The sequence below is a fragment of the Ruegeria sp. AL3 genome, from assembly GCF_056536065.1.
In genome coordinates this window covers 550,780-575,973 of the sequence record NZ_JBQFJG010000002.1, presented here as the reverse complement: position 1 = coordinate 575,973, position 25,194 = coordinate 550,780, and the positions used below count along the sequence as shown (strand labels likewise).

Genomic DNA, 25,194 nt, shown 5'->3' with positions numbered 1-25,194 from the left:
CAGCCAGACAGCCGCCCGCGTGTATGCTCTCCTTCCGGCGGTGGCACGCGGGCGCACGAATGTTTGATTGGAGAATGAAATGCTGATCGTACCCGAGCGTGAGATCGCTGACCTTATGACCCGACAAGCGGCTTTTGACGCGGTCGAACAGGTCTTTGCCGCAATGGCGTCCGGCGACGCCTACAACTTCGCTGTCGTGCGTGAAGCCATCGGGCACGAAGATGCACTGTACGGCTTCAAAGGGGGGTTTGACCGCGCCGGCCTGACGCTGGGACTGAAGGCGGGCGGCTATTGGCCGAACAATCTGGAAAAACGCGGGCTGATCAACCACCAGTCCACCGTTTTTCTTTTCGACCCCGACACCGGCAAGCCATCTGCGATGGTCGGCGGGAACCTTCTGACGGCCCTTCGAACGGCGGCAGCATCATCGGTATCGATCAAGCATCTCGCACGCAGGGACGCCAAGGTCATAGGCATGATGGGCGCTGGCCACCAGGCAGCCTTTCAGCTTCGCGCGGCTTTGGAGCAGCGCGCCTTTGAAAAGATCATTGGCTGGAACTACCACCCCGAAATGCTGCCGAATATCGAGAAGGTCGCCAATGAAGCCGGTGTTCCGTTCCAGGCGGTCGAGCTTGACGAAATGACTGAGGCGGATGTGATCATTTCGATCACTTCGGCCTTTGCGCCCTCGCTGATGGCGAACCATGTCAGCCCCGGAACTCATATCGCCTGCATGGGCACGGACACCAAAGGAAAACAGGAAGTCGAAGCCGCCCTTCTGGCCAGGGCCAGCGTGTTCACGGACGAAGTCGCGCAATCCGTCAGCATCGGCGAAGCGCAGCACGCGGTGGCCGAAGGCCTGATCCAGGAAAGCGACGTGGCGCAGCTTGGCGCGGTCATCAACGGCACCGATCCGGGCCGGATATCGGACAATCAGATCACGCTGTTCGATGGCACGGGTGTGGGCCTTCAAGATCTTGCGGTCGCCGCGTCCGTGGTTGACCTCGCCGTTCGGAAAGGGGTCGCGATCGAGGTCGATTTCTGAAGCCAGACGCCGCCACCTTCTTGGGCATTGTCTCAGCGGTCCTTTTTGCCGAAGAGCTTTTGACAGCAGATCTCAATTCAATGGTGACCAAACAATGAAACGCGGCGCGCCTAGGCGCGCCGCTTCATGTTTTTTCCAGAACGATCAGTGTATCACGCCGAACGCATCAGACGTGGTCGTCTTGCTCGATGGACCCAAGACCATGTCCGGCCATGCCGCCCGAGACCTCTTCCATCGCTTCGTCGGAAAGTTCTTCGGGAAGCACCAGATTCAATACAATGGCGATGACGGCGGCGGGCAGGATTCCTGATGTCGCCAGAACCTTCAATGTGCCGGGCAAGTATTGCAACGCGTTGGGTTCCAGCTGCAAACCCAGTCCAAGGCTTAGGGCGATTGCAAAAATCACCATGTTGCGCCGGTTCCAGTTCACGTCCGACAGCATCGAAACCCCTGCGGCAACAACCATGCCGAACATCACGATCACGCCGCCGCCAAGAACCTCAATCGGAATGGACGAGATTATCGCCCCGATCTTTGGAATAAGCCCGCAAATGATCAGGAAAACCGCGCCGATGGTCACGACCATGCGGCTCATGACTCCGGTCATGGCAATCAACCCGACATTCTGGCTGAACGACGTGTTCGGCAGCGCCCCAAACAGACCAGAGATCGCAGTACCAAGACCATCAGCATAGGTCGCGCCCTGTATTTCCTTGTCGGTAGCTTCTCGGCCAGCGCCCCCCTTGGTGATACCGGATACGTCCCCAACGGTTTCAACGGCGGAAACAAAGGACATTGCACAGAAACCGATGATGGCCGCGACCGAAAATTCAAGGCCAAAATGCAAGGGGTTCGGCAGTGCAAAGGATGCCGCGTTGCCGACGTTGCCCAGATTCACCTGGCCAAGCAGGAAGGCCACGGCGTATCCGACCAGCAGTCCGATGAGAACCGCCGACACCGACAACATGCCCCGGGCAAAGAATTTCAGGCCAAGCGTGACCACGATTACGGTTCCGGCCATGAACCAGTTCAGACCCGAGCCATATTCCTCGGTGCCTATGGCGGGTACGCCGCCGGCGGCATATTGAATGCCGACTTTGACAAGGGCCAGGCCGATCATGGTCACCACAAGGCCTGTAACCAGCGGCGGAAGAGCAAAGCGAATGCGCCCTATGAACAGCCCGAGGCAGGCGTGGAACAAGCCACCGACAACGACCCCGCCCATCAGGACGGCAATTGCGTCAACGCCCTTGCCCACCACCAGTGGAATCATGATCGGGATAAAGGCAAACGATGTTCCCTGTACGATCGGCAGCCGGGCACCGACCGGGCCTATGCCAACAGATTGAAACAACGTGGCGACGCCCGCGAAGAACATCGACATCTGGATCATGTAGATCATCTGCGGGAAATCGGGGCTGTTCGAGCCAAAGCCGAAACCGGCCGCGCCACAAACGATAATGGCTGGCGTGACGTTGGACACGAACATCGCCAGCACATGCTGAATTCCAAGCGGCACCGCCTTAAGCAGCGGCGGAGTATAATTCGGATCGCGGAGTTGTTCCGGCGATCCGATGGATGCATCTGACATTTGGTCTTTCCTCCCTTGAGGTTCGCAGCCGGCTCCTCTTCCGGCAACGCGCCTCATTCTGTGATTTCAAACGCCTCCTCGAACCAATGCTCTTCGAGGTTGGGCCCGGCTCCAATTCGGTCGACCACCGCAAAAAGTCCGGGCGCATGAAGCGGGGTCAGAACGCCATGCCAAGTGTTGCGATGATAATTCACTCCCTGTCCGGGCGCTGTTTTGAAGGCGATGGGCCGACCGGGTTTTCCGTTTTCATCCGGGGCCACAACCACGACAAATGGTTTCTCCGACAAAGGCAAAAAGGCTTGGCTGCCATCCGGATGGCGTTCAACCATTTCCAACTTGATCGGCAGGCTGAAGGCTTCGGACTGAAACACACTGATACCCGCGCGCCCATCGTGGAAATCCAACACGGCCCGGTCGTGATAGCGGGCGCATCTGCCCTGATTTATAAGCTTGTCCACCCGGCCAGCCGCCTCGATGACATCGCCAAATGGTGCAAATGCCTCTGACGTCAAGGGACGGAGTTTCAAGCCAGCCGTCATTGCGCGAACTTCTCGATCAGACGCAATTCGGCAATGCGCTCGACCTGACGGCAGGCTTCGGCAAATTCGCTGTCGCGGTCATTGTCGATGCGACGGCGAAAGGCTTCCAGAATGCTGGCCTTGGTGTTGTCTTTGACGGCAATGATGAAAGGAAAGCCGAACTTGGTCGTGTAGGCTTCGTTCAACGCCGTGAACGTTGCGCGTTCTTCATCGGTCAGCATGTCCAGACCCGCACCGGCCTGTTCCGCGGTGCTTTCCTTGGTCAGGCGGCCGGCGGCGGCCAGCTTGCCAGCCAGGTCCGGGTGGGCTGTCAGAACGCCAAGGCGCTGCTCGGGCGAGGCGGAACGGAACACACGCGCCAGCGCGTTGTGGACACCAGCGGCATTGTCATGCGTCGGGCCCATTTCCAGTTCATACGCACCTTCGGCAATCCACGGGCTGTGCTCGAACACGCCGCCGAATTCCGACACAAAGGTTGGTCGATCCATTTCGGACGGGGTCAGACATTGCACCGGCGGGTGTTCAATGGCCCAGTGTTCGGCAATCTGCTCGCGCGTTGCGAACCAGACACCTTCGTGTTTCCTGAAATAATCAAGTGCGCGTTTTAGCGCCATGGCGCGACCGGGGCGACCGATCAGACGGCAGTGCAACCCAATCGAGAGCATCTTGGCCGCGCCCGCCTCACCCTCGGAATAGAGCATGTCAAAGCTGTCTTTCAGATAGCTTTCAAACTGTTCCCCATTGGTGAACCCCGCCTGAATTGCAAAGCGCATATCGTTGCAGTCCAGTGTATAGGGCATGATCAGTTGATCCTTGCCCCCTGCCTTGATCCAGTATGGCAGATCGTCGGCGTAGCTGTCGGCGATATAGGCAAAGTCGCCTTCCTGAGCGGCCAATTCGACCGTATTCATCGAACAGCGGCCCGTATACCAACCACGGGGCGGCTGACCTGTAACCTCTGTGTGCAGGCGGATTGCTTCGCGGATCTGGGAACGTTCTTCTTCTGCGCCCATGTTCTTGTGTTCAATCCACTTCAAACCGTGGCTGGCGATCTCCCACCCGGCATGCTTCATCGCCGCAACCTGTGCAGGTGCACGTGCCAAAGCGGTTGCAACACCGTAGACGGTGACAGGCAGATCCTGCAAAAGGCGATGCACGCGCCAGAACCCCGCGCGGCTGCCGTATTCATAGATCGATTCCATGTTCCAATGCCGTTGCCCCGGCCAAGGGGCGGCGCCGGTGATCTCGGACAGAAACGCTTCGGATGCGGCATCGCCGTGCAGAACGTTGTTTTCACCGCCCTCTTCGTAATTCAGCACGATCTGAATGGCGATTTTGGCGTCGTTCGGCCAGTTTGCTTTGGGAACTTGCCCACCGTAACCGGTCATGTCTCGTGGATAAGGCTTCACATCGGTTTCCTTCTTCTTGAATTGATCAATACCCCAGATAATCAAAGATGTTTTTCAAAAAATGCAGAAAGCAGCTTCCCACAGACTGCCTTTGCTCCTGGATGCGAAAACAGACTAGTAACTGTATAACTTGAGGAGTAGCGCAAATGACCGGTTACCTTACAACACATGTTCTGGATACGGCCCGGGGGTGCCCCGCCGAAGGATTGAAAATCGAACTGTTCCGCATTGAAGGTGCAGACCGCCAGTTGCTGAAAACTCTGTTCACCAATGACGACGGCAGGACCAACGAACAAATTCTGCCCGAAGCAGAGTTTTCAACAGGTGACTACGAACTTGTCTTCCATGCCGGGGATTACCTTGATGCCTGCGGCACACCACCTGAAAACCCGCGCTTTCTGAACGTCATCCCGATCCGGTTTGGAATGTCCGAACATTCGCATTACCACGTGCCTCTGCTGCTTTCGCCCTTCGGGTACTCGACCTATCGCGGCAGCTGAGCGACCTACCGGGCCGTATTTGCCGCCGCAATCGACGACCCGATGCGTTCGATTATGAATTCCATGAAAAGCCGCGTTTTGGGGTCCTGCATACGGCGGTGCGTAAACAGACATGCCATCTGAATCGGTTCTGGCGGCGTCTTTTCCGCCACCGGAACCAATGTCCCGGCCTTGAGATGTTGAGCGATCTCAAAAATCGGCTTCAACGCGATACCATGTCCGCCAAGGGCCCAGTCTGTCAGCACGTCGCCATCGTCTGACTCGTAGCGCCCGGAAACCCGGAACCGTTTTGGCCCCGTATCGGTCCTCAAAAGCCATTGAAACTCGGTCGCGCCCGGGAACCGCAAATTGAGACATTCGTGCTCATCGGCGATCAACGCGTCCCCGCTTTCGGGCATCCCGCGCCTTTTGATGTATTTCGGGGATGCACAAAGCACTCTTTCGACATCCGCGATCTTGCGAATACGCAGGTTGCTGTCCTCTGGCTGACCAAGAAAAAATGCCAGGTCCAGACCTTCGGTTGTCAGATCAACCTTTCGGTCGGTCAGCCTTAACCGGACGTTCACCTCGGGGTACTCGGCAAGAAACTTCGGGACCTGCGGCGCAATCAACCGACGCCCGACTCCCAACGGCGCCGCGACATAGAGTGACCCTTTCAGGTTTTCGGTCAGATTGACGATCTGGGCTTCGGCACTTTCGACCGCTTCAAGGATCTCTGCCGCGCCGCGATAGAAAGATTTTCCCTGCTCGGTGGGCGTCAGGCTGCGTGTCGTGCGTTGGAACAAACGCACGCCAAGATGCTCTTCCAGTTGCGATATACGCGCCGACGTGACGGCTGGCGAAACCCTCAGATCACGGCCCGCGGCGGACATGCTGCCCAATTCATAGACCCGGACAAAGGTTCTGATGTTATCAAGGTAGGACATTTTTTTGCATTTTTTGATACTGCTTGGTCTTTACCAGCAATACCAGAACAAAACACACTCGCATAGAGTAACCGGAAGCAAAGAATCTTAGGAGCAAAGCCATGTATGACTTGGCCGTAATGTGGGAGTGGATCGCCTTTTCCGTCCGCTGGCTGCATGTGATCACCGCGATGGCGTGGATTGGGGCGTCATTCTACTTTATCGCGCTGGACCTCATGCTAAAGCCGAACCCAGCCCTTCCGGACGGGGCCTACGGCGAAGAATGGGAAGTACATGGCGGCGGCTTCTACCACACTGTCAAATACCTGGTTGCGCCCTCGCGCATGCCCGAGCACCTGACCTGGCACAAATGGCAGAGTTACACGACCTGGCTGTCTGGTGCGGCGTTGCTCATGATCATATACTGGGTCGGGGGCGAGTTGTTCCTGCTTGATCCGACCAAAGTGGACCTTGCGCTGTGGCAGGGGATTCTGATTTCCGGCGGATCGCTGACCATTGGTTGGCTTCTCTACGATCAGATGTGCAAATCCAAGCTGAGCGATCACCCGACCGTTCTGATGCTGCTGTTGTTCGTGATCCTGGTGATCATGTCCTGGGGTTACAACCAGATCTTCACCGGTCGTGCCGCGCTTTTGCATCTTGGCGCCTTCACTGCAACGATCATGACGGCCAACGTGTTCTTTCAGATCATGCCGAACCAACGGATCGTGGTCGAAGACCTCAAGGCCGGTCGGACACCTGATGCCAAATACGGCAAGATCGCCAAGGTACGATCCACGCACAACAACTATCTGACTTTGCCGGTCGTGTTCCTGATGTTGTCGAACCACTATCCACTTGCTTTCGGCACCGAGTATTCCTGGATCATCGCCAGCCTGATCTTTCTGACGGGCGTCACCATCCGTCACTATTTCAACACGATGCACGCAACTGGGAAAGGCCCGCACTGGACCTGGGGCGTGACGGTTCTGCTAATGGTCGTGATCGCTTGGCTGTCTTCGGTGAGAAACACCGAGACATGGGAAGACGCCGAAGCGCGCGAGCTGACACCATACGAGCAGAAATATGCGTCCGCCGCGGGCTTCGAAGATGCCTATGACACGGTCTTGGGCAATTGCTCGATGTGCCACGCCCGCGAGCCGGTGTACGGCACCATGAAATGGGCCCCGAAGAAAGTTTACCTTGAGACACCCGGAGATGTGGCCCGACATGCTGACCAGATCTATCTGCAAGCCGGGATCAGCCACGCAATGCCGCCACCATCGGCAGTGCAAATGGATGAAGAGGCACGCCAAACCATCATCGCATGGGTGCGTGAAGTCAGAAACCAATAGGCGCGTGCGCGCGAAACCATGACAGCGAACCGGGCCGTGATGCCCGCTTTTTCTTTATGCGAAAAAGCGTTTGCTGTGCTGTGCGATATGTTCGACGAACAGGCGCACCTTGGGATCTTGCAGCTTTTTGTGCGGATAAAGACACCCGAAAATCGTTGGCAAGGGGGGCGTCTCGGGCAGGACCTCGACCAGCCGTCCATCCTCGAGAAACTCCCGCACGTCAAAGCGCGGCTTGTTGACGATCCCACGACCGGACAAGGCCCAGTCGGTCAGAACATCACCATCGTCTGCGTCGTATTTGCCGCCAACTTCAAGCTTTCGCGGCCCCATGTCAGTGCGAAGAGTCCAATAGTATTCCGGAGACCTAGGATAACGCAGCAACAGGCAGTTATGGGGCATGTGCAACAAATCATCCGGTGTTTTGGGCATCCCAAACCGCGACAGGTAATCGGGCGAAGCGCACAGAACACGATCACAATCCGCGAACTTCCGCAGTTTCATGGTTGAATCGCCAGGCTCTCCAATGAAAAAGGCGATGTCCAGACCGTCGGCCAGAATGTCCACCTTGCGATCGGACAGGCGCATGCGAATCTCTGTTTCCGGGTAACGATCCGAGAATTCCGGCACCAGAGGCGCAACGATTCTGCGCCCGACACCCAAAGGCGCGGTGATGCGGATCGCCCCCCGCGGCGCGTCGGAAAAGCTGGCGACACGCGCTTCGGCGTGATCAAGCGCCAGCAGGACCGCCTTGGCTTCATCGTAGAAAACCGTCCCCACTTCGGTTGGGGTCATCGATCGGGTGGTTCGGTTGAACAGCCGCACACCCAGATGGTTTTCAAGCTCTTTCAACCGTTTGCTGGCCACCGCCGGGGTCAGCCGAAGATCACGCCCGCCAGAGGTGATGCTGCCCAGCTCCATCACGCGGACAAAAACACGCAGACTTTCGATGTAAGACATTGGATCCTCCCAGCAGCGAAAGAATGCGGTATAGCCCCATCTTTTTCAACGATCTGTTGAAAGTATTTGCCATTTGCAGCGATTTTCCATCTCAATCTTTGCTCCTATGGTTCCACTGACCACCCTCCGGAAGGCAGGGGCAGAGGGAGAATTCCATGACGCATCGCACCCACATCCAATTTGTCCTCAATGGCAAGGATGTCTCCGTCCCAGACGTGTCGGCAGGCCAGACACTTCTTGATTTCCTGCGCCTGGAACGCCGACTGACAGGAACGAAGGAAGGCTGCGCCGAAGGCGACTGCGGCGCGTGCACCGTGCTTGTCGGACGGCTTGGGCGCTCGGGCCTGCGCTATGCTCCGGTCAATGCCTGTATCCGGTTTCTTGCCTCTGTCGACGGCTGTCATGTCGTGACGGTTGAACATCTGTCCGGGCCTCAAGGCCGGCTGCACCCGGTTCAACAAGCCATGGTCGATCACCATGGCAGCCAGTGCGGGTTCTGCACACCGGGCTTCGTCATGGCCCTTTATGCGCTTTGGATGCAAACTCCGGAACCGACCGAAGTACAGGTTGAAACCGCATTGCAGGGCAACCTGTGCCGCTGCACCGGGTATGAGCCGATCATCCGAGCGGCCATTGCCGTCAGCCGCTACGGCACCCCGTCATCTGATCATCTGAACACCGAACGCGAAACCATGACCGCGCGTCTGGCGGCCCTGAAGGACGGGCGGCGCGTGGTCTCCGGACCCGAAAACAACCTGAGCATTCTGCCATCCAGCGTCGATGATCTTGCCGAATGCCTGCAAGCTTATCCAAACGCCACGATCGTGGCCGGAGCCACCGATGTGGGCCTGTGGGTGACCAAGTTCCTGCGCGACATTGGCCCCGCCATCTTCACCGGTCATCTCGAAGACCTGAAAACAGTCGAAAGACAGGGGTCTCTCCTCCTGATCGGTGCCGGCGCCAGCTACACCGATTGCCAGGACCTTCTGTCTGAACACCTGCCACACCTGTCCTCCTACTGGGATCGCATCGCAGGGTGGCAGGTGCGGAATATGGGAACCGTAGGTGGGAATATCGCCAACGGCTCACCCATCGGGGACACGCCGCCGGTTCTCATCGCGCTCGGCGCGGAAATCACTCTGCGGCGCGGTTCCGAACGCCGAACCCTGCCTCTGGCTGACTTCTTCATCGACTATGGCAAGCAGGACCGTCTGCCAGACGAATTTGTCGAAAGCATCCGCGTGCCCCTGCCCCGACCCAATGATCTGGATGCGGCTTACAAGATTTCCAAGCGCCGAGACGAGGATATTTCTTCTGTGGCCGCCGGGCTGCACATGAGCGTCACAGACGGGATCATCAGCGATGTGCGCATTGCATTTGGGGGCATGGCCGCCACGCCTAAACGCGCATCGACAGCCGAGGCGGCGCTGAACGGCCAACCCTGGGCACGCGAAAGTTTCGAAGCCGCCGCTGAAGCGCTGGCCGAGGATTTCGCGCCTCTCACAGATTGGCGCGCATCGTCGGACTATCGGATGCTGACCGCCCAAAACCTTCTGCGCCGGTTCTTCCTTGAAAACGACCGTGAAACCGACACCCCCGTTCAACTGGCTTGTGCCTGATCAGGAGACGACAACATGAAAGACAACGTTTCCATCATTGGATCGGCTCACACCAATGTAAACCATGACAGTGCGGTCAAGCACGTCACGGGGCAGGCCGACTACACGGACGACATTGCGCTGCCACAAGGCGCGCTGCACGCGTATCTCGGGGTCTCTGACGTCGCGCATGCCAAGCTTTTGGACATCGATTTCACCGACGTTCTGGCCACGCCCGGCGTTGTCGGTGTGCTGACCGCAGACGATGTGCCGGGGGCCAATGATATCAGCCCGACACATCTGAACGATGAACCGGTTTTCCCGACCGATGCCATTCAGTTTCATGGGCAGCCTTTGTTTGCCGTTGTTGCCGAAACCCGCGAAATCGCGCGCCGGGCCGCAGAACTGGCAAAGATCAACTACGAAACCCTGCCTCACGCGCTGGACCCGATTGCCGCGCAGGAAGCCGGATATCCGCATGTCACAGCCCCCCTCAAGCTGGAACGCGGCGACGTCGCCCCGGCGCAGACTGCGGCACCAAACCGGATCAAAGGCCGCATGAATGTTGGCGGTCAGGACCACATGTACCTCGAAGGTCACATCGCCTTTGCCATTCCGGGTGAAGACGATGATGTGGTCGTACATTGCTCCACCCAGCACCCGTCCGAAGCGCAGCATATGGTGGCGCATGTCCTTGGGGTACCGTCCAACGCCGTTGTGGTTAACGTTCGCCGCATGGGCGGCGGATTTGGCGGCAAGGAAAGCCAGATGAACCTGTTCTGCGCGGTTGCCGCCATGGCCGCCAAAAAGTGGAACCGCGCCGTGAAAATCCGCCCTGACCGGGATCAGGACATGACGGCAACCGGTAAGCGCCATGATTTTGTGATCGATTACGACGTCGCCTTTGACGATGATGGCCGCATTCAAGCAGTCGAAGGCAGCTTTGCCGCGCGTTGCGGATTCTCGGCAGACCTGTCGGGACCTGTCACCGACCGGGCGCTGTTTCACGCGGACAACGCCTATTTCTATCCGAACGTCCGTCTGAACAGTCATCCAATGAAAACCAACACGGTGTCGAATACCGCGTTTCGAGGATTTGGCGGCCCGCAGGGTGTGATCGCGGCAGAGCGGATGATCGAAGAGATTGCCTATGCCACCGGGAAAGACCCCCTGGATGTACGTAAGGCGAATTTCTACGGCACCAAAGACCGTAACGTGACGCCGTATCACCAAGTGGTCGAAGACAGCATCCTCGACCGGCTGATCGGAGAGTTGGAAGAGACATCGGAATACCGCCAGCGCCGTCAGGACATAATTGAATTCAACAAGACATCGCCAATCCTGAAAAAAGGCATCGCGCTGACACCGGTCAAGTTTGGCATTTCGTTTACCGCGACCTGGTACAATCAGGCTGGCGCTCTGGTTCATGTTTACAATGACGGTTCGATCCATCTGAACCACGGTGGTACCGAAATGGGGCAAGGTCTCAACACCAAGGTTTCGCAGGTCGTGGCCGAGGCCTTTCAGGTTGACTTCAGCCGGATCAAGATTACCAAAACAACCACCGAGAAGGTTCCGAACACCTCGGCCACTGCAGCCTCCAGCGGGACCGATCTTAACGGCATGGCCGCGTTGAACGCGGTCGAGCAAATCAAAGCACGTCTGGTGAAATTCGCCGCCGAAACCTGGAATGTCGCCCCCGAAGAAGTGGCCTTCCACGCCAATCAGGTGCATATCGGCGACGAGGTTCTGCCCTTCGATGTGTTCATCAAACAGGCCTATCTGGCGCGCGTGCAACTGTCGGCGGCCGGGTTCTACAAGACGCCAAAAATCCACTGGGACCGAGCCAAGGGACAAGGCCGCCCGTTCTACTACTTCGCCTATGGGGCGTCCTGTTCAGAGGTCACGATTGACACTCTGACCGGTGAATACCGCGTGGATCGCACCGATCTGCTGCACGACGTCGGACGTTCGCTGAACCCTGTGCTGGACAAAGGTCAGGTCGAAGGCGCATTCATTCAAGGTATGGGATGGCTGACCACTGAAGAGCTTTGGTGGGACGATGCCGGTCGCCTGCGCACCCATGCCCCGTCGACATACAAGATCCCGCTCGCGTCAGACCGCCCGCGCATCTTCAACGTGAACCTTGCCGATTGGTCGGAAAACCGCGAGCTGACCATCAAACGCTCCAAGGCTGTCGGCGAGCCGCCGTTCATGCTGGGAATTTCGGTGTTCGAGGCCCTGTCGATGGCCGTGGCCTCGGTCGCTGATTACCGGGAATGCCCCCGCCTTGACGCGCCAGCCACGCCCGAACGTGTGCTGATGGCAGTCGCGCGGCTGCAAGCCGGGTCCTGAGCCATGGTTGCCCCGGGTTCTCTGAACGAATTTCTGTCCGCGCAGCATAGCGTGATCCGCGTTGCGTTGACCCGAGTCCGCGGGTCTTCGCCGCGCAATGAGGGGACAGAAATGTTCGTCGCGCCCGGGGCGTTGTGGGGAACCATAGGCGGTGGACAATTGGAATTCCTCGCCATCAACGCCGCGCGGGACATGCTGCGTGACGGTGCGTTGCATCAGGATCTGGACGTGCCACTTGGCCCCGAGATCGGGCAATGCTGCGGCGGACGGGTCGAACTGAACCTGTCCCGTATGCGTGCGTCCGACAAATGGGCCGCGACGGAACGCGCGGCCCGGAACGAAGATGCTTTGCCTCATGTCTATGTCATGGGGGCGGGCCACGTGGGGCGTGCCCTCGCCAATCAGTTTCAGCATCTGCCGGTGCGCTGCATCCTCGTCGATACCAGACCCGAAGAGATCGCGCTTTGCGCCGCAGATGTCGAAACCCGGGTCAGCGCGATTCCCGAAGCCGAAATCTGGCGCGCGCCCGCAGGCAGCGCCTTTGTCGTTCTGACCCATGATCACGGGCTGGATTTTCTGCTGACGACCGCCGCGCTGGAACGAAATGACGCCGCTTATGTGGGGATGATCGGTTCCGCCACAAAGCGGATAAAGCTCAGGAACTGGGCGCAGAAACACTGTGACGGACAGTCCATCGAACATTTGAAATGCCCCATCGGGGCTAGCGGTAGCCGCGACAAGCGGCCCAGCGTCATCGCCGCCTTCGTGGCGGCCGAAGTGATGGCTGAATTGACCTCTGAAACTGCCGCGACCGCCCTGACCGGGGCAAACCAGGCACCCCTGCGGGGCCACCATCACGACCGGAAAGGGAGATCGGCCTGACACCTGTCGGGCCAAACCGGTCACATCAGAGGAGGAGACCGTCATGGACGGGAGGACCTATGAATACAAGCTGTTTACCCGCAGCGATTTCAGCGCTTTCTGGGCGCTGTTTACCGACAACCTTGTCAACCTGCTGATCCTGTCCGGGGTCTGCCAATTCGTTTTTCAAATGCCTGCGGACATCGTCTTTGGCCGCATCGTTCCCGGCGCTGCCATCGCGATTTTGGCCGGTGTCGCTGTCTACACTTACCTCGCCAAACGGGCGGCAAACGCGCAGGGCAAAGACGTAACCGCGTTGCCCTACGGCATCTCGACGCCGGTTATGTTCGTCTACCTGTTCGGGGTGATCGGACCCATCTATTGGGCGACAAATGATCCAATGCTAGCCTGGCAAGTAGGCATCGGCGCCGGGTTCATGGGCGGCATCGTCGCGGCTCTGGGCGCCGTGGTTGGACCGTATCTCAAGCGGATCACGCCACGTGCGGGGATGCTGGGGACGCTGTGCGGCATTGCCCTGGTCTTCATCGGCTCTGTGCCGCTGGCCGAAGTGTTCGAGAACCCCATCATCGGCTTTACGTCGCTGCTGTTCATCCTCTGGGGTTTGATCGGCCGTTTCCGCCTGCCGGGCAATGTTCCGGCCGGCCTTGTCGCGATTGCTGCCGGTACCGTGATCGCCCTTCTGCTTGGCGAGTCCAAAATTGATGTCAGCGGCATCGGGTTCTACCCGCCGATCCCGTATTTCGGTGACCTGATCGCCGGTGTGCAATACCTGTTCGCCAACCCTGAGCTGTTCCTGGTGCTGATCCCCGTGCAGATCTACAATTTCATCGAAACGATGAACAACGTGGAATCCGCCGAAGCGGCAGGCGACCATTACCCTGTCGGGCTCTGCCAGGTGACGGACGGCGCAGGCACGATGCTGGGTGCTCTGTTTGGTTCGCCATTCCCGACAACCGTCTACATCGGCCATCCGGCCTATAAACGGCTGGATGCCCATGCGGGGTATATTGTCGGTGTGGCCGTTGTAATTGCCGCCGCCGCCTTTCTGGGGTTCCTGTCCTTCCTCGCGGGGCTGATCCCGATCGCCGCAGCCGCACCGGTACTGGTCTTTGTATCAGTCAGCCTGATCACCAACACGGCCTGGGCTGTGAAACCGATGCACATGGCTGCGGTATCCTTCGCGATCCTGCCCCATATCTCGGCCTTCCTGATGGTCAAATGGGGATCGTTGATGAACGCGCTGCGCAGCAGCGGTGTCGAAGGGCTGCCATCCTTGGGAGATCCTGATCTGACCTCGGCCCTTCTGATGGAAGGGGCTCATTACGAGGGGCACCTTGCCCTGAGCCAGGGGGCGATCATCACCGGTCTGGTCTGGGGTGCCATCGTGGCCGATGTGATTGACGGGCGCTTCCGGATGGCCGGCGCGTTTGCTGTCGCAGGTGGGCTGATGTCTTCGATCGGCATCATCCATTCCTACACGCTACAGATGCCTCAGTTCGACGGGATAACCATCGGCTATCTGATCATCGGTGCGTTTCTGTACGTCTACCCGGTGTTCGCCCCCAAAGAGGATCTTGAGCATCGCATCATCGTGCCGGACGAGCCCGACCTCATCGATGACGATTCACCCGCTCAGCAGGCCTGATCGGCAACGGGGCAGTCGAATGGCTGCCCCAGAAACCATCCCTTCCCGTTCAATCGTGGCCGTTCAAGAGGCAGAGTTTGCCCTGCGGTCGCTTGCAGATCTTTCTCCCGCCTATCTCAGAGTGACGGCATGTGGTTCGAATGGGTCTTGCAGAGGATCACCCTTGCGAACCACACATCTGCATCGGCTGGGTCACACAAAATAGACGACCACAGGTGATGTGCGAGGGGTCAAGACCCTCAACTGCAAGCCCCGCAATCGGCCAAGCGTGACGAATTTTGTCGTTTGCAGGCATTTTTGTCGCTTTCCGGCTTGTTGCGCTATGCTGGTGTGAACAAGAATACCTACGTATGAAGAGTTGTTTTCCAAATCCCATGGACCGCCGTGCCACCGGCTGTGACCTTGTGATCCCAGCCTGATCTCAGGGCCTCTGGCCCATATGCATCACGCTGTGATTACGGATTTTTCGGATAACCTCATGACAACTCAAGCGCTGCGCCTGGCCATCGATATTGGCGGCACGTTCACGGATACGGTTCTTGTCTCTGGCGAAGAGACGATACTTGCCTCGACCAAAACCCTGACCACGCATCACAACCCCGCCGACGGAGCCATGCAAGGCGCAACGCGCGTGATGCAACAGACAGGGCACCGTCTGAGCGAAGTCACCGGTTTCATTCACGGCACCACGCTGGCCACCAACGCGCTGATCGAAAAACGCGGCGCGGTCGTGGCAACCGTGACCACCGAAGGGTTCAGGGACATTCTGGAAATCGCCTACGAGCGGCGCTATTCGCAATATGACATCAATCTGGAGAAACCTGATCTGCTGGTGCCGCGTGAGCGCGCGCTGACGGTCCGCGAGCGCGTTTCGGCGGATGGCAAGGTGTTGATTTCGCTGGAAGGCACAGCCATCGACGCGTTGTTGAAGGATATCGACGCCAGCGGAGCGGAAGCCATCGCCATCTGCCTGATGCACGCATATGCAAACCCCGAGCACGAGCGCAGGCTGCGCGATACGCTGGCGGACAGGCGCCCCGATCTGACCGTCTCGATTTCGTCGGACGTCAGCCCCGAAGCGCGCGAATTCGACCGGCTGTGCACGACCGTCGCCAACGCCTATATCCAGCCTCTGATGGCAACGTATCTGGCCCGGTTTGTCCGACAATTCGAGGCCCAGGGCGTCACCTGTCCGATCCTGATGATGACAGCGGGTGGTGGAATGTGCACCATGCGAACCGCCGCGCGGTTTCCGATCCGGCTGGTGGAATCCGGTCCTGCCGGTGGTGCCATTCTGGCTGCCCGCGTCGCCGCCCGCGCCGGTCTGGATCAGGTTCTGTCCTTTGACGTCGGCGGTACCACCGCCAAACTATGCCTGATCGACAACGCCCGTCCCCAGACCTCGCGCCAGTTCGAAATTGCCCGCGCCGCTCGGTTTATCAAAGGGTCCGGAATGCCGGTACGAATACCGGTCATCGAAATGATCGAGATCGGCGCCGGAGGCGGTTCGATTGCCGGGGTTGACCGGCTAGGACGGTTGACCGTAGGGCCAAAATCAGCCGGATCCGAGCCCGGCCCCGTCGCCTTCATGCGCGGCGGAACCGACCCCACGGTGACGGACAGTGATATTGCACTGGGATATATCGTACCCGACACGTTTGCCGAGGGGCATATTCAGCTTGATCCCGAAGCTTCGAAACGGGCGCTGAGCCGGGTGATCGGGTCAAAGCTGGATCTGGATGCCGTAGGCGCCGCCGATGGCGTCAGCCGTATCGTCGACGAAAGCATGGCCAGCGCGGGTCGGATGCATGCGGTGGAATCCGGCAAGGACCTTGGCCCACGAACAATGATAGCGTTTGGGGGCAACGGGCCATTGCACGCCAGCCGGGTCGCGCGATCCGCCGGGGTCTGCCGCATCGTGATCCCGCCCGATCCCGGTGTCGGATCGGCCGTCGGCTTCCTGTTCGCTCCGGTGTCTTTCGAGATCGTCCGCTCGCGCTATTCGTTGCTGGGCAGCATGGACCTGAACGGGATCAACACGCTGTTCGAAGCCATGATTTCCGAGGCTAGAGAGGTCGTCTTCCAAGGGGCCGGCGATGTCCCGACCCAGACGCTGCGCACTGCCTTCATGCGCTACAACGGACAAGGGCACGAGATCGAGATCACCCTTCCCGACCGCCCCCTGACCGCCGAAGATATCGTGCCGCTGACCTCTGCATTCGAACAGGAATACCGCAAGCAATTCTCGCGCCCGGTGCCGGGGATGCAGATCGAGATTCTCAATTGGGCGGTACGTGTCGCGACCTGTGACAGCGTCGTGCCGACGGTTCCTGAAACGCCCCGGTTGAAGACAATCTCGGCGCCGGAAACCCGTCCGATCACCTGTGACGTGGACGGAGTGTCGAAACCAGCGGCCTTCGTTGCCCGAGCGGATCTGAAGCCCGGCGACCACCTTCACGGCCCCGCATTGATCACCGAGCCGCAGACAACCACGCTCGTGTCCGCCGACTTCTCGGCCCATGTGGATGCCATTGGAAACCTCGTCCTCGTTCGGGACCAGAAAGGAGGCGCATGATGTCGTCCGATCTTTCACACGATCTTTCGCCCGCCCGATTGCAGGTGATGTGGAATCGTCTGCTGGCCGTGGTCGAAGAACAGGGTCAAACCCTGATCCGCGCCGCCTTCAGCCCGATCGTACGCGAATGCGGCGACATCTCTGCCGGGATATTTGACGCCGATGGCCGGATGCTGGCGCAAGCCGTGACCGGCACGCCGGGGCACATCAACACCATGGCCGAGGCGGTGCAGCACCTGCGCCGGGCTTTCCCGGTTCAGTCCATGAAGCCGGGCGACATCTACATGACGAACGACCCATGGCTTGCCTCGGGGCACCTGAACGATTTTCTGCTGATGATGCCCGCATTCAAGGATGGCAAGGTGGTGGGCTTTACCTCCTGCACGTCGCATCTCGTTGATCTGGGTGGGTTGGGCATGGGCCCCGAAGGTTCCGACATCTATGACGAGGGCCTGCTGATCCCGCCCTGCAAGCTAGTTGAGCAGGGCACCCCCAACGATTTGCTGCTGGACATCATCCGCGCCAACAGCCGCGAACCCGTCGCCAACGATGGCGACATCTATGCACTGATCGCCTGCTGCGAAGCCGGGGTTGCAAGGCTGCTGTCGATGATGGAGGAATTTGGCCTCGACGATCTAGGGACGCTCGGCTCGTACATCATCGACACGTCGCGCCGCGGCACGCTGGAGGCCATCGCCGACGTACCCGAAGGTGTCTACAAGAATGTTCTGAAGATGGACGGCTATGAGAATGAGCTGGAACTGCACGCCACCCTGACCGTAAGGAAGGACGGCATGCATGTGGATTTCTCGGGCACTTCGGGCTGTTCGCGCAAGGGCATCAACGTGCCGCTGAACTATGCCACCGCCTATACGGTGTTTGCCTTGCGCTGCATTGTCGGCGCGGACATTCCCAACAATGCGGGATCGCTGGAGCCGTTTACCATTGACGGGCCAAAGGGCTGCATCCTGAACGCGCAGCGCCCGGTGCCGGTTGCGATGCGGCATACCTTGGGTCAGGTCACGCCCGATCTGGTTCTGGGCTGCCTGCATCAGGCCCTGCCCGATGCGGTCCCGGCCGAAGGTGCAAGTTGCATGTTCGACCTGCCCATGCGTCACGCGCCCGAAGTGGCTCGTGATGGCGGTCGCGAATTCGCGGTGGAACCCGTACACAATGGCGGAACCGGCGCGCGACCTCAGGCCGATGGACTGTCGGCCACGGCCTATCCGTCCGGGGTGTTCGGCAGTCAGGTCGAGATCACCGAAAGCGTCGCACCCGTGACGATCTGGCGGCGCGAACTGCGCCCAGATTCCGGCGGCGCGGGCAAGTATCGCGGCGGGCTGGGGCAGCGGATCGAAATGACCTCGTCCAACGGTGCTCCCTTTATCGTATTCCTGTCGGTCGAACGGCTGAAATACCCGGCGCTTGGCCGTATGGGCGGCAGACCCGGCGCGCCCGGTCGCATCCGTTTCAGGGACGGCGCAAACGATATTCCGGGCAAAGGAGAATTGCGGGTGGAACACGGTGATTATCTGATCTTCGATACACCGGGCGGCGGTGGATTTGGCGACCCTGCCGAACGCGACCCGGATGCGCTGGCGCTGGACATCAAACGCGGGTTCGTAACTGCGCAAGGCGCCAGGATTTACGCGGGTGACGCATGATCCGACCGGTTCCTTACATTGGCGCCATGGCCGCTTATGCGCTGGCTGATCCGAACGGCGCAGACACGGTTTCACTGGCGCAGAACGAAAGCGCCTTTCCCGCAAGCCCCGCCGCCGTTGCGGCCGGGCAGACAGCGCTGGCGGATCTGGCCCTTTATCCCGATCCGGAATGGGCCGAAATGCGCTCGGCCATTGCCGAGGTGCACGGGCTCGTCCCCGCGCGCATTTTATGTGGGGCGGGCTCGATGGAACTGATTGGCTGTCTGATCCGCGCCTTTGCCGGGCCGGGCGATCAGGTGCTGGGCACACAATATGGCTATGCCTTTGTCGCCTCGGCGACAGCTCAGGCACAGGCCGAATATGTGGCAGCGCCCGAGGTCGATTTGACCGTATCGGTGGACGCGCTTCTGGCCGCTGTCACAGCTGCCACCCGCATCGTGTTCGTCTGCAATCCGGGCAACCCCACCGGCACGCTGATCCCGAATGACGAAATTGTCCGCCTGCGATCGGATCTGCCTGGCGATACACTGCTGGTGGTGGATCAAGCCTATGCGGAATTTGCCGATGCCACGAACGATCCTGCGCAGATCTTTGCGCTGGTGGATCGGGGCGACACCGTGATCACGCGTACATGTTCCAAGGCCTACGGGCTGGCTGGGGCGCGAGCCGGCTGGGGCTATTTCCCAAGCGAAATCTCGGGCGAGGTCCGCAAGCTTTTGAATCCCAACAATATCTCGATTGCCTCGCAGGCAGCGGCCGCGGCGGCGATGCGCGATCAGGCCTATATGCGCAACGTGGTCGCACGGACAGCCGAGATTCGGGACCGGTTTGCGCAGGAATGCCGCGGACTGGGCCTGAGCGTGCCGGAAAGCCACACCAATTTCGTGCTGATCCGCTTTGCCTCGACCGCGCAGGCACAGCGCGCCGACACGGCCCTGCGGGCGGAGGGCCTGATGATGCGCGGCATGGGCGGCTATGGTTTGTCGGACTGTTTGCGCGCCACGATCTGTGCGCCCCAGGTGATGGACAAGGCCCGCGACATCTTGAAAGGAGCGCTGACATGACCGAGACCCGCACAGCCGCCAAGATCGGTGTTCTGGTGCCCTTCACCAACACCAATCTGGAACCGGATATGGAGATGCTGCGACCGCCAAACACCACCATCCATTTCCAGCGCATGGGCGGCTATGACGTGGATGAAATTCCCGGCTCGGATCAAATGGCAGGTTTGGGTGCTTCGGATATCAGCCACGATCTGCGGATGATCTCGGGGGTGCGGCCCGATGTGGTGCTGTACGGCTGCACCTCGGCCACCCTGACCCATGGGCCGTCTTTCGACGCTGAGCTGGCGCAACAGATCAAATCGGAATCCGGTGCGCTGTCGCTGACCGCGGCCGGATCATTAATCGCCGCAATCAAGGCACTGGGGGCCACAAAGGTCGGCTTTTCCTCGCCCTATCTGGGCGAAATAAACGTTCAGGCGATGGATTTCATGGCCCAGAACGGAATCGAGACCGTTCGATGCACCGATGTCGGCCGAAAGCTGGGCAATTACGGTCAGGGAGAGCTGACCCCGGACGAGGTTTATGAACTGGCCTGTCAGGCCGATCACCCGCAGGCACAGGCCATAATTCTCAGCTGCACCGACATGCGTTCGGTCGAGGCGATCGACCGAATTGAAGCAACGCTGGGCAAGCCGGTCGTCACCTCAAATCAGGCGATGATGTTCTGCCTTATGCGGGCTCTGAACCTACCGCGTCACGACGCGCTGCCGGGGCGATTGTTCGACCTGCTCTGACCGGATCAGGGCGCAGGGCGACAGTGTAAGGGAGCAAACTCACCTCGAACCGGTCTTGGATCACCCAGACTTGTTCCCAGCTCCAATTCAACCTTTGCAGCAGGCGGCAAGACCGTCGCCGCGCCGTCATCAGGATCAAGGGTGCGGATGTGCCGGTCGGAATGCGTATATACGGCAGCTTCGGCAGATTTTACCTCTGGTCGGCGGGGGCGTAGATCAACGCGCCAAGGTCTGAGAATTTCGAACCTGGCGCGCCCAGCCCCAGAACCGCGTCACGAATTGCGGCAGCACGGGATGCACCCAGTGATGGTGTCGCAAATTCCATGAATTTGTCGATCACTTCTGTCTCATCCATTGGTGCCTCGGGTCCGCCGCGTGCATGTACGTCGCCCGACTCGAGTATCCGCCCGTCGGTCAGGGTGATGCTGACATCGGCGAACCGGCTTTCGGGGAAACGGTCAGAATGGCGTGCGGCCTCTGCAACCGAGATACGCTCGACGATCGAGGCGACCAGCGGGTCGGCCAGGCCCGCGCCGGTGATGTTCTCGACCCCGATCCGGCCATGCGCAACCATTGTCGCGACGGCAAATGGCAGCGAATACTGCGCCTTGGACGTATCATCCGGCATGCCCCTGAAAAGGCAGGCGCTTTCCCGAAACGTGTTTACATGAATCGCGGCAACATCCCGGTGAGTCAGGTCGTTTTCACGCATGAGTGCACGGGTGGCATCAATTGCGGCGTGGGCCCAACGGCAGATCGGGTAGGGTTTGACATATTGATGCTCCATTTGCCAGAAATCGCCCAGATCTTGCCAATGGGGGGCAACGTCTGCCGCTTCGATGGTGATGGCCGGTGCCCCGGTAAAGCCTTTCTCGGCCAATACCGCTGAAGAAATGCCAACCAAAGCGCCCCAGCCCGAACCGTCATGCAGCATGGTGGGATTGGCGATCTCGCGCATCATCTGGCTGCGCGGGCCATGGTATTCGGCGATCCCCATGGCCTGCCGCATCTGTTCGGCCTTCAAACCGCGCAAACGCGCCGCCACGGCCACCACGCCAATCGCGTTCCAAGCTCCGGATGTGTGATAATCGCTGACGGTGTCATGCAAAGAAATGCCCGCGCGTCCCGCGACCTCGTATCCAACGATCACCGCCGCCAGCGCTTCGAGGCCTGAAAAATCTTGAACGGTTTCAGCCAGTGCCGCCAGTGCGGGAACGACGACAACCCCGATGTGGCCTTTGGTCGGATTGTATCCATCATGTCCGTCCAAATTGTCGGTCTGTGTGGCCGCTGCATAGGCCGCACCCGCGACGCTGACGCGACGACCGTCGAAAAGCATGCGCGCGCTCAGCCCCGGATCGCCCGCGCCAAACAGCGCTACCGCACTCTCGCGCGCAATCTGTCCGGCCTGCATCGGCCCCGATCCTATGGTGATCCCCAGCGTATCCAGCAGCATCAACGCCGCTGCCTTGCGTGCGGTGTCGGGAAAATCCTGCGCGGCACGCTTCAGCGCAAAATCTGCAACGGTCTGAAAGGTATCTGTCACGGTGTCCAGTCGAGGTTTTTCTTTCGGGTTCCGGATACAAGAAAAAGCCTATGTGAATTTGCGCACAGCGGCACGAAAACAATCATGGGGCAATGGCCCCGGATTATTTGTGACTAGGACCAGATCGCGTTTCGAGGCAGAACCATACGTGTGAGTCGCTCATGGGCAAGACAGCAAGCCCTGGGCTTATTAGTTCTTTGCAATGTGCCTTGCCTGAGAAACATCCGTCATGATGAATCTTCCACACCTGACCTTTCTGCGTTCGTTCGAAGCGGCGGCACGGCACCTGAGCTTTACCGCTGCAGCCGAAGAGTTGAACTGCACCCAATCTGCCGTCAGCAATCATGTCCGCTCGTTGGAAGAGTTTTTGCAGCGCCCCCTATTCGTGCGCCATCCCCGGTCGCTGTCGCTGACAGATGTGGGTGAGGCCTATCTGCCGTCAGTGCGCCATGCCCTCCAGGAAATCAACGCTGCCACGCAATCGGTCATCGTGCGGTCGCATACCCGCAAAGTGGTGGTATCTTGCCCGGTCAGTCTGGCCGAGAACTGGTTGCCGGATGTGATCCGCGGTTTCAACGCGGTGCATCCCGATATTGATCTGACGGTTCACGGCACTGTCTGGGCTGATGTCGAACCAAATGTTTCGGACATCTCGCTGACGATCAATCATGTCGACGATGTGTTGCCCGACGCCCATCGTTTGTGGGTCGAAAAACTGGCCTTGGTCTGTGCGCCCGACTTTCTGGTCGATGGCGAGCCGCTGACCGACCCCAAGCAATTGCAGAATGCACCGCTGATCCATATCCTGGGCCGCCCCTCCTATTGGGAACACGCGGCGCGGCAGTTCGGATTGTCCGATCTGAGCCAGAAAGGCGGGTTGCGGACGAATGTCTCGAATCTGGCGATGGAAATGGCCGCCAAGTCACTGGGATGCGTCGCCCTGCCCCGGTCGCTGGCCCGGTCCTATGTCGAGCGGGGGCTGCTGATCGAGCCTTTCCGGTTTGATCTGAACAGCCCCTGGACCTATTTCATGCGTCTCAAGGAAAAACCCGTTTCGCCACCGGTCCGGCTGTTTCAGAATTGGCTGTTGCAAGCCGCCGCTAAAATGGACAGCTGATCGACCTGTCATTTGCCGGGCCATGTCACGCGGCCCCTTTTATCCCTTACGCCGTCTTGTTGGTGGCGAGAACGCGCGATCACCCCCGCGTCTCATCAATACTTAAGGCAGGAGCTATTCCAGCCATCAACAACACCCTCTGTTCAACCGAATTTCAACACCAACCGGTCTTCCTGATCCCCGGCTCCGCTAAACAAAACGGACATGGTCGCGGTTTCGAAGGGCTTTGCACAGTCTGCGTTCTTATTGCCTCAATATCCGCAAGAATCTATGGGATGCACCACACAACTGCTGACGGCCATTGAAACCGGCGTCAGTTTCTTTGATTGTGCCCACGCCGTCCGTGGTAATTGGTAAGAAGGATTTTTGGATGCGTATTGCAATGATCGGCACCGGTTATGTTGGCTTAGTGTCCGGTGTATGCTTTTCGGACTTTGGTCATGACGTGATTTGCGTCGACAAGGCTGAGCAAAAGATCGACATGCTCAAGGCCGGAGAAGTGCCGATCTATGAACCGGGCCTGGATGTGCTAATGGCAAAAAACGTTGCTGCTGGTCGCCTGAGTTTTTCAACCGATCTGAAAACAGCAGTTGATGGCGCCGATGCGGTTTTCATCGCGGTCGGAACTCCGACCCGACGAGGAGACGGCCACGCGGATTTGACCTATGTGATGGCGGCGGCGGAAGAGATCGCCCAAGCGGTTACCGGTTACACGGTCATTGTCACCAAATCGACCGTGCCGGTGGGAACAAACAGAAAAGTTCAGGAGGTCGTTGCGGCCGCCAACCCCGCAGCCGAATTCGACGTGGCCTCGAACCCTGAATTTCTGCGCGAAGGCGCCGCAATCGATGACTTCATGCGCCCCGATCGCGTTGTGGTGGGTGTCGAAAACGATCGCGCCGCCGAAGTGATGGCCGAGATTTACCGACCGCTTTATCTGCGTGACTTTCCGATCCTGACCACCGATCTGGAAAGCGCCGAGATGATCAAATACGCCGCCAACGCGTTTCTGGCGACCAAGATCACTTTCATCAATGAAATCGCGGGCCTGTGTGAAAAGGTCGGTGCGGATGTCAAGGAAGTTTCCCGCGGCATCGGTCTGGACGGACGAATTGGCAACAAATTCCTGCACGCGGGGCCGGGCTATGGTGGGTCTTGTTTTCCGAAGGATACCGCCGCGCTGGCGCGGATCGGGCAGGATCATGCATATCCGATGCAGATCACGGAAACCGTCATTCGGGTGAATGACGAGGTCAAAAAGCGGATGATCGAAAAAATCCGCGACGCCTGCGACGACCGCCTTAACGGCAAGACGGTGGCGGTTCTGGGTGTCACTTTCAAACCCAACACGGACGACATGCGCGACGCGCCATCACTGTCCATTATTCCCGCTTTGATCGGCGGAGGGGCCAAAGTGCGCGTCGTCGATCCGCAGGGCAAAGCGGAAGGCAATGCACTATTGCCCGGAGTCGAATGGTGCGACGATCCCTATGCAGCGGTTCAAGGGGCTGACGTTGTGGTGTTGCTGACAGAGTGGAACGAGTTCCGCGCGTTGAACCTGACCCAGCTGGCCGGTTCCATGAACTCTGCCCGAATGGTGGATCTGCGCAATATCTATTCAAAGTCACAGGCGCTGAAATCCGGCTTTGAAACCTATGTCGGCGTTGGACGCTGAACGCACACCGCCTGTTGGATCAAACGCGCCCACCGGAC

Annotated in this window: 19 protein-coding genes; 13 read left to right on the top strand and 6 right to left on the bottom strand. The window is 59.1% G+C overall.

Features of this window, described 5'->3' with window-relative positions:
* Positions 1 to 79: 79 nt before the first annotated feature.
* Positions 80 to 1,045 carry an iminosuccinate reductase BhcD gene (gene bhcD / locus ACR3E6_RS19085; protein ID WP_171724584.1) on the top strand — a complete coding sequence of 322 codons (966 nt, stop codon included), beginning with the start codon at positions 80 to 82 and terminating at the stop codon, positions 1,043 to 1,045.
* Positions 1,046 to 1,211: 166 nt separating this feature from the next.
* Here the strand turns inward: bhcD and ACR3E6_RS19080 are convergent, their stop codons facing one another.
* Genes ACR3E6_RS19080 through puuE form a run of 3 tightly spaced genes read right to left on the bottom strand, consistent with a single transcriptional unit; the run spans position 1,212 to position 4,584 of the window.
* Positions 1,212 to 2,636: a uracil-xanthine permease family protein gene (locus ACR3E6_RS19080; RefSeq protein WP_480488778.1), complete on the bottom strand. Its 1,425-nt coding sequence runs from the start codon at positions 2,634 to 2,636 to the stop codon at positions 1,212 to 1,214.
* A 53-nt stretch (positions 2,637 to 2,689) separates the two neighbouring features.
* Entirely contained in the window at positions 2,690 to 3,175 is a 486-nt protein-coding gene (locus ACR3E6_RS19075; RefSeq protein WP_171636438.1) for an ureidoglycolate lyase, read from the bottom strand.
* Positions 3,172 to 4,584, bottom strand: coding sequence for an allantoinase PuuE (gene puuE / locus ACR3E6_RS19070; RefSeq protein ID WP_480488776.1), 1,413 nt, complete (start codon positions 4,582 to 4,584; stop codon positions 3,172 to 3,174). The genes ACR3E6_RS19075 and puuE overlap by 4 nt, the downstream gene beginning before the upstream one ends.
* Positions 4,585 to 4,730: 146 nt before the next feature.
* Here puuE and uraH point away from each other — a divergent pair, with 146 nt between their 5' ends.
* Positions 4,731 to 5,084: a hydroxyisourate hydrolase gene (gene uraH, locus ACR3E6_RS19065; RefSeq protein WP_171636440.1), complete on the top strand. Its 354-nt coding sequence runs from the start codon at positions 4,731 to 4,733 to the stop codon at positions 5,082 to 5,084.
* 5 nt (positions 5,085 to 5,089) lie between these two features.
* Here uraH and ACR3E6_RS19060 read toward each other — a convergent pair whose 3' ends face one another.
* Positions 5,090 to 6,010, bottom strand: coding sequence for a LysR family transcriptional regulator (locus ACR3E6_RS19060; RefSeq protein ID WP_171724587.1), 921 nt, complete (start codon positions 6,008 to 6,010; stop codon positions 5,090 to 5,092).
* Positions 6,011 to 6,111: 101 nt separating this feature from the next.
* Between ACR3E6_RS19060 and ACR3E6_RS19055 the strand changes: the two genes are divergently transcribed.
* The gene (locus ACR3E6_RS19055) at positions 6,112 to 7,344 is read left to right on the top strand and encodes a urate hydroxylase PuuD (protein ID WP_480488774.1); all 1,233 of its coding nucleotides are present in this window, start codon (positions 6,112 to 6,114) and stop codon (positions 7,342 to 7,344) included.
* Positions 7,345 to 7,398: 54 nt separating this feature from the next.
* Here the strand turns inward: ACR3E6_RS19055 and ACR3E6_RS19050 are convergent, their stop codons facing one another.
* Positions 7,399 to 8,301, bottom strand: coding sequence for a LysR family transcriptional regulator (locus ACR3E6_RS19050; RefSeq protein WP_480488772.1), 903 nt, complete (start codon positions 8,299 to 8,301; stop codon positions 7,399 to 7,401).
* A gap of 155 nt (positions 8,302 to 8,456) precedes the next feature.
* Between ACR3E6_RS19050 and xdhA the strand changes: the two genes are divergently transcribed.
* The 8 genes from xdhA to ACR3E6_RS19010 all read left to right on the top strand — a co-directional run bounded on the left by xdhA (position 8,457) and on the right by ACR3E6_RS19010 (position 20,818).
* Positions 8,457 to 9,920, top strand: coding sequence for a xanthine dehydrogenase small subunit (gene xdhA, locus ACR3E6_RS19045; RefSeq protein WP_480488770.1), 1,464 nt, complete (start codon positions 8,457 to 8,459; stop codon positions 9,918 to 9,920).
* Positions 9,921 to 9,935: 15 nt separating this feature from the next.
* Positions 9,936 to 12,254 carry a xanthine dehydrogenase molybdopterin binding subunit gene (gene xdhB, locus ACR3E6_RS19040; protein ID WP_480488768.1) on the top strand — a complete coding sequence of 773 codons (2,319 nt, stop codon included), beginning with the start codon at positions 9,936 to 9,938 and terminating at the stop codon, positions 12,252 to 12,254.
* A 3-nt stretch (positions 12,255 to 12,257) separates the two neighbouring features.
* Positions 12,258 to 13,136 (top strand): xanthine dehydrogenase accessory protein XdhC, encoded by an 879-nt coding sequence (xdhC, locus tag ACR3E6_RS19035; protein ID WP_171118080.1) that lies wholly within the window; start codon positions 12,258 to 12,260, stop codon positions 13,134 to 13,136.
* A 43-nt stretch (positions 13,137 to 13,179) separates the two neighbouring features.
* Positions 13,180 to 14,781: a xanthine/uracil/vitamin C permease gene (locus ACR3E6_RS19030; protein WP_480488766.1), complete on the top strand. Its 1,602-nt coding sequence runs from the start codon at positions 13,180 to 13,182 to the stop codon at positions 14,779 to 14,781.
* A 478-nt stretch (positions 14,782 to 15,259) separates the two neighbouring features.
* Positions 15,260 to 17,356, top strand: coding sequence for a hydantoinase/oxoprolinase family protein (locus tag ACR3E6_RS19025; RefSeq protein WP_480488764.1), 2,097 nt, complete (start codon positions 15,260 to 15,262; stop codon positions 17,354 to 17,356).
* Complete coding sequence (locus ACR3E6_RS19020; RefSeq protein WP_480488762.1) at positions 17,356 to 19,020, top strand: hydantoinase B/oxoprolinase family protein; 1,665 nt, start codon at positions 17,356 to 17,358, stop codon at positions 19,018 to 19,020. Before ACR3E6_RS19025 ends, ACR3E6_RS19020 begins: the two co-directional genes overlap by 1 nt.
* Positions 19,017 to 20,084 (top strand): pyridoxal phosphate-dependent aminotransferase, encoded by a 1,068-nt coding sequence (locus tag ACR3E6_RS19015; protein WP_480488760.1) that lies wholly within the window; start codon positions 19,017 to 19,019, stop codon positions 20,082 to 20,084. Before ACR3E6_RS19020 ends, ACR3E6_RS19015 begins: the two co-directional genes overlap by 4 nt.
* Entirely contained in the window at positions 20,081 to 20,818 is a 738-nt protein-coding gene (locus tag ACR3E6_RS19010) for a maleate cis-trans isomerase family protein (RefSeq protein WP_171724597.1), read from the top strand. The genes ACR3E6_RS19015 and ACR3E6_RS19010 overlap by 4 nt, the downstream gene beginning before the upstream one ends.
* 190 nt (positions 20,819 to 21,008) lie before the next feature.
* On the opposite strand, the gene ACR3E6_RS19005 is transcribed toward ACR3E6_RS19010, so the two are convergent.
* Complete coding sequence (locus tag ACR3E6_RS19005) at positions 21,009 to 22,364, bottom strand: MmgE/PrpD family protein (protein ID WP_171724598.1); 1,356 nt, start codon at positions 22,362 to 22,364, stop codon at positions 21,009 to 21,011.
* A gap of 229 nt (positions 22,365 to 22,593) precedes the next feature.
* On the opposite strand from ACR3E6_RS19005, the gene ACR3E6_RS19000 reads away from it, so the two are divergent.
* A complete protein-coding gene (locus ACR3E6_RS19000) occupies positions 22,594 to 23,481 on the top strand; it encodes a LysR substrate-binding domain-containing protein (RefSeq protein ID WP_480488758.1) in 888 nt (295 codons plus the stop codon).
* A gap of 370 nt (positions 23,482 to 23,851) precedes the next feature.
* Complete coding sequence (locus tag ACR3E6_RS18995; RefSeq protein ID WP_480488756.1) at positions 23,852 to 25,156, top strand: UDP-glucose dehydrogenase family protein; 1,305 nt, start codon at positions 23,852 to 23,854, stop codon at positions 25,154 to 25,156.
* The last annotated feature ends 38 nt before the right edge of the window (positions 25,157 to 25,194 follow it).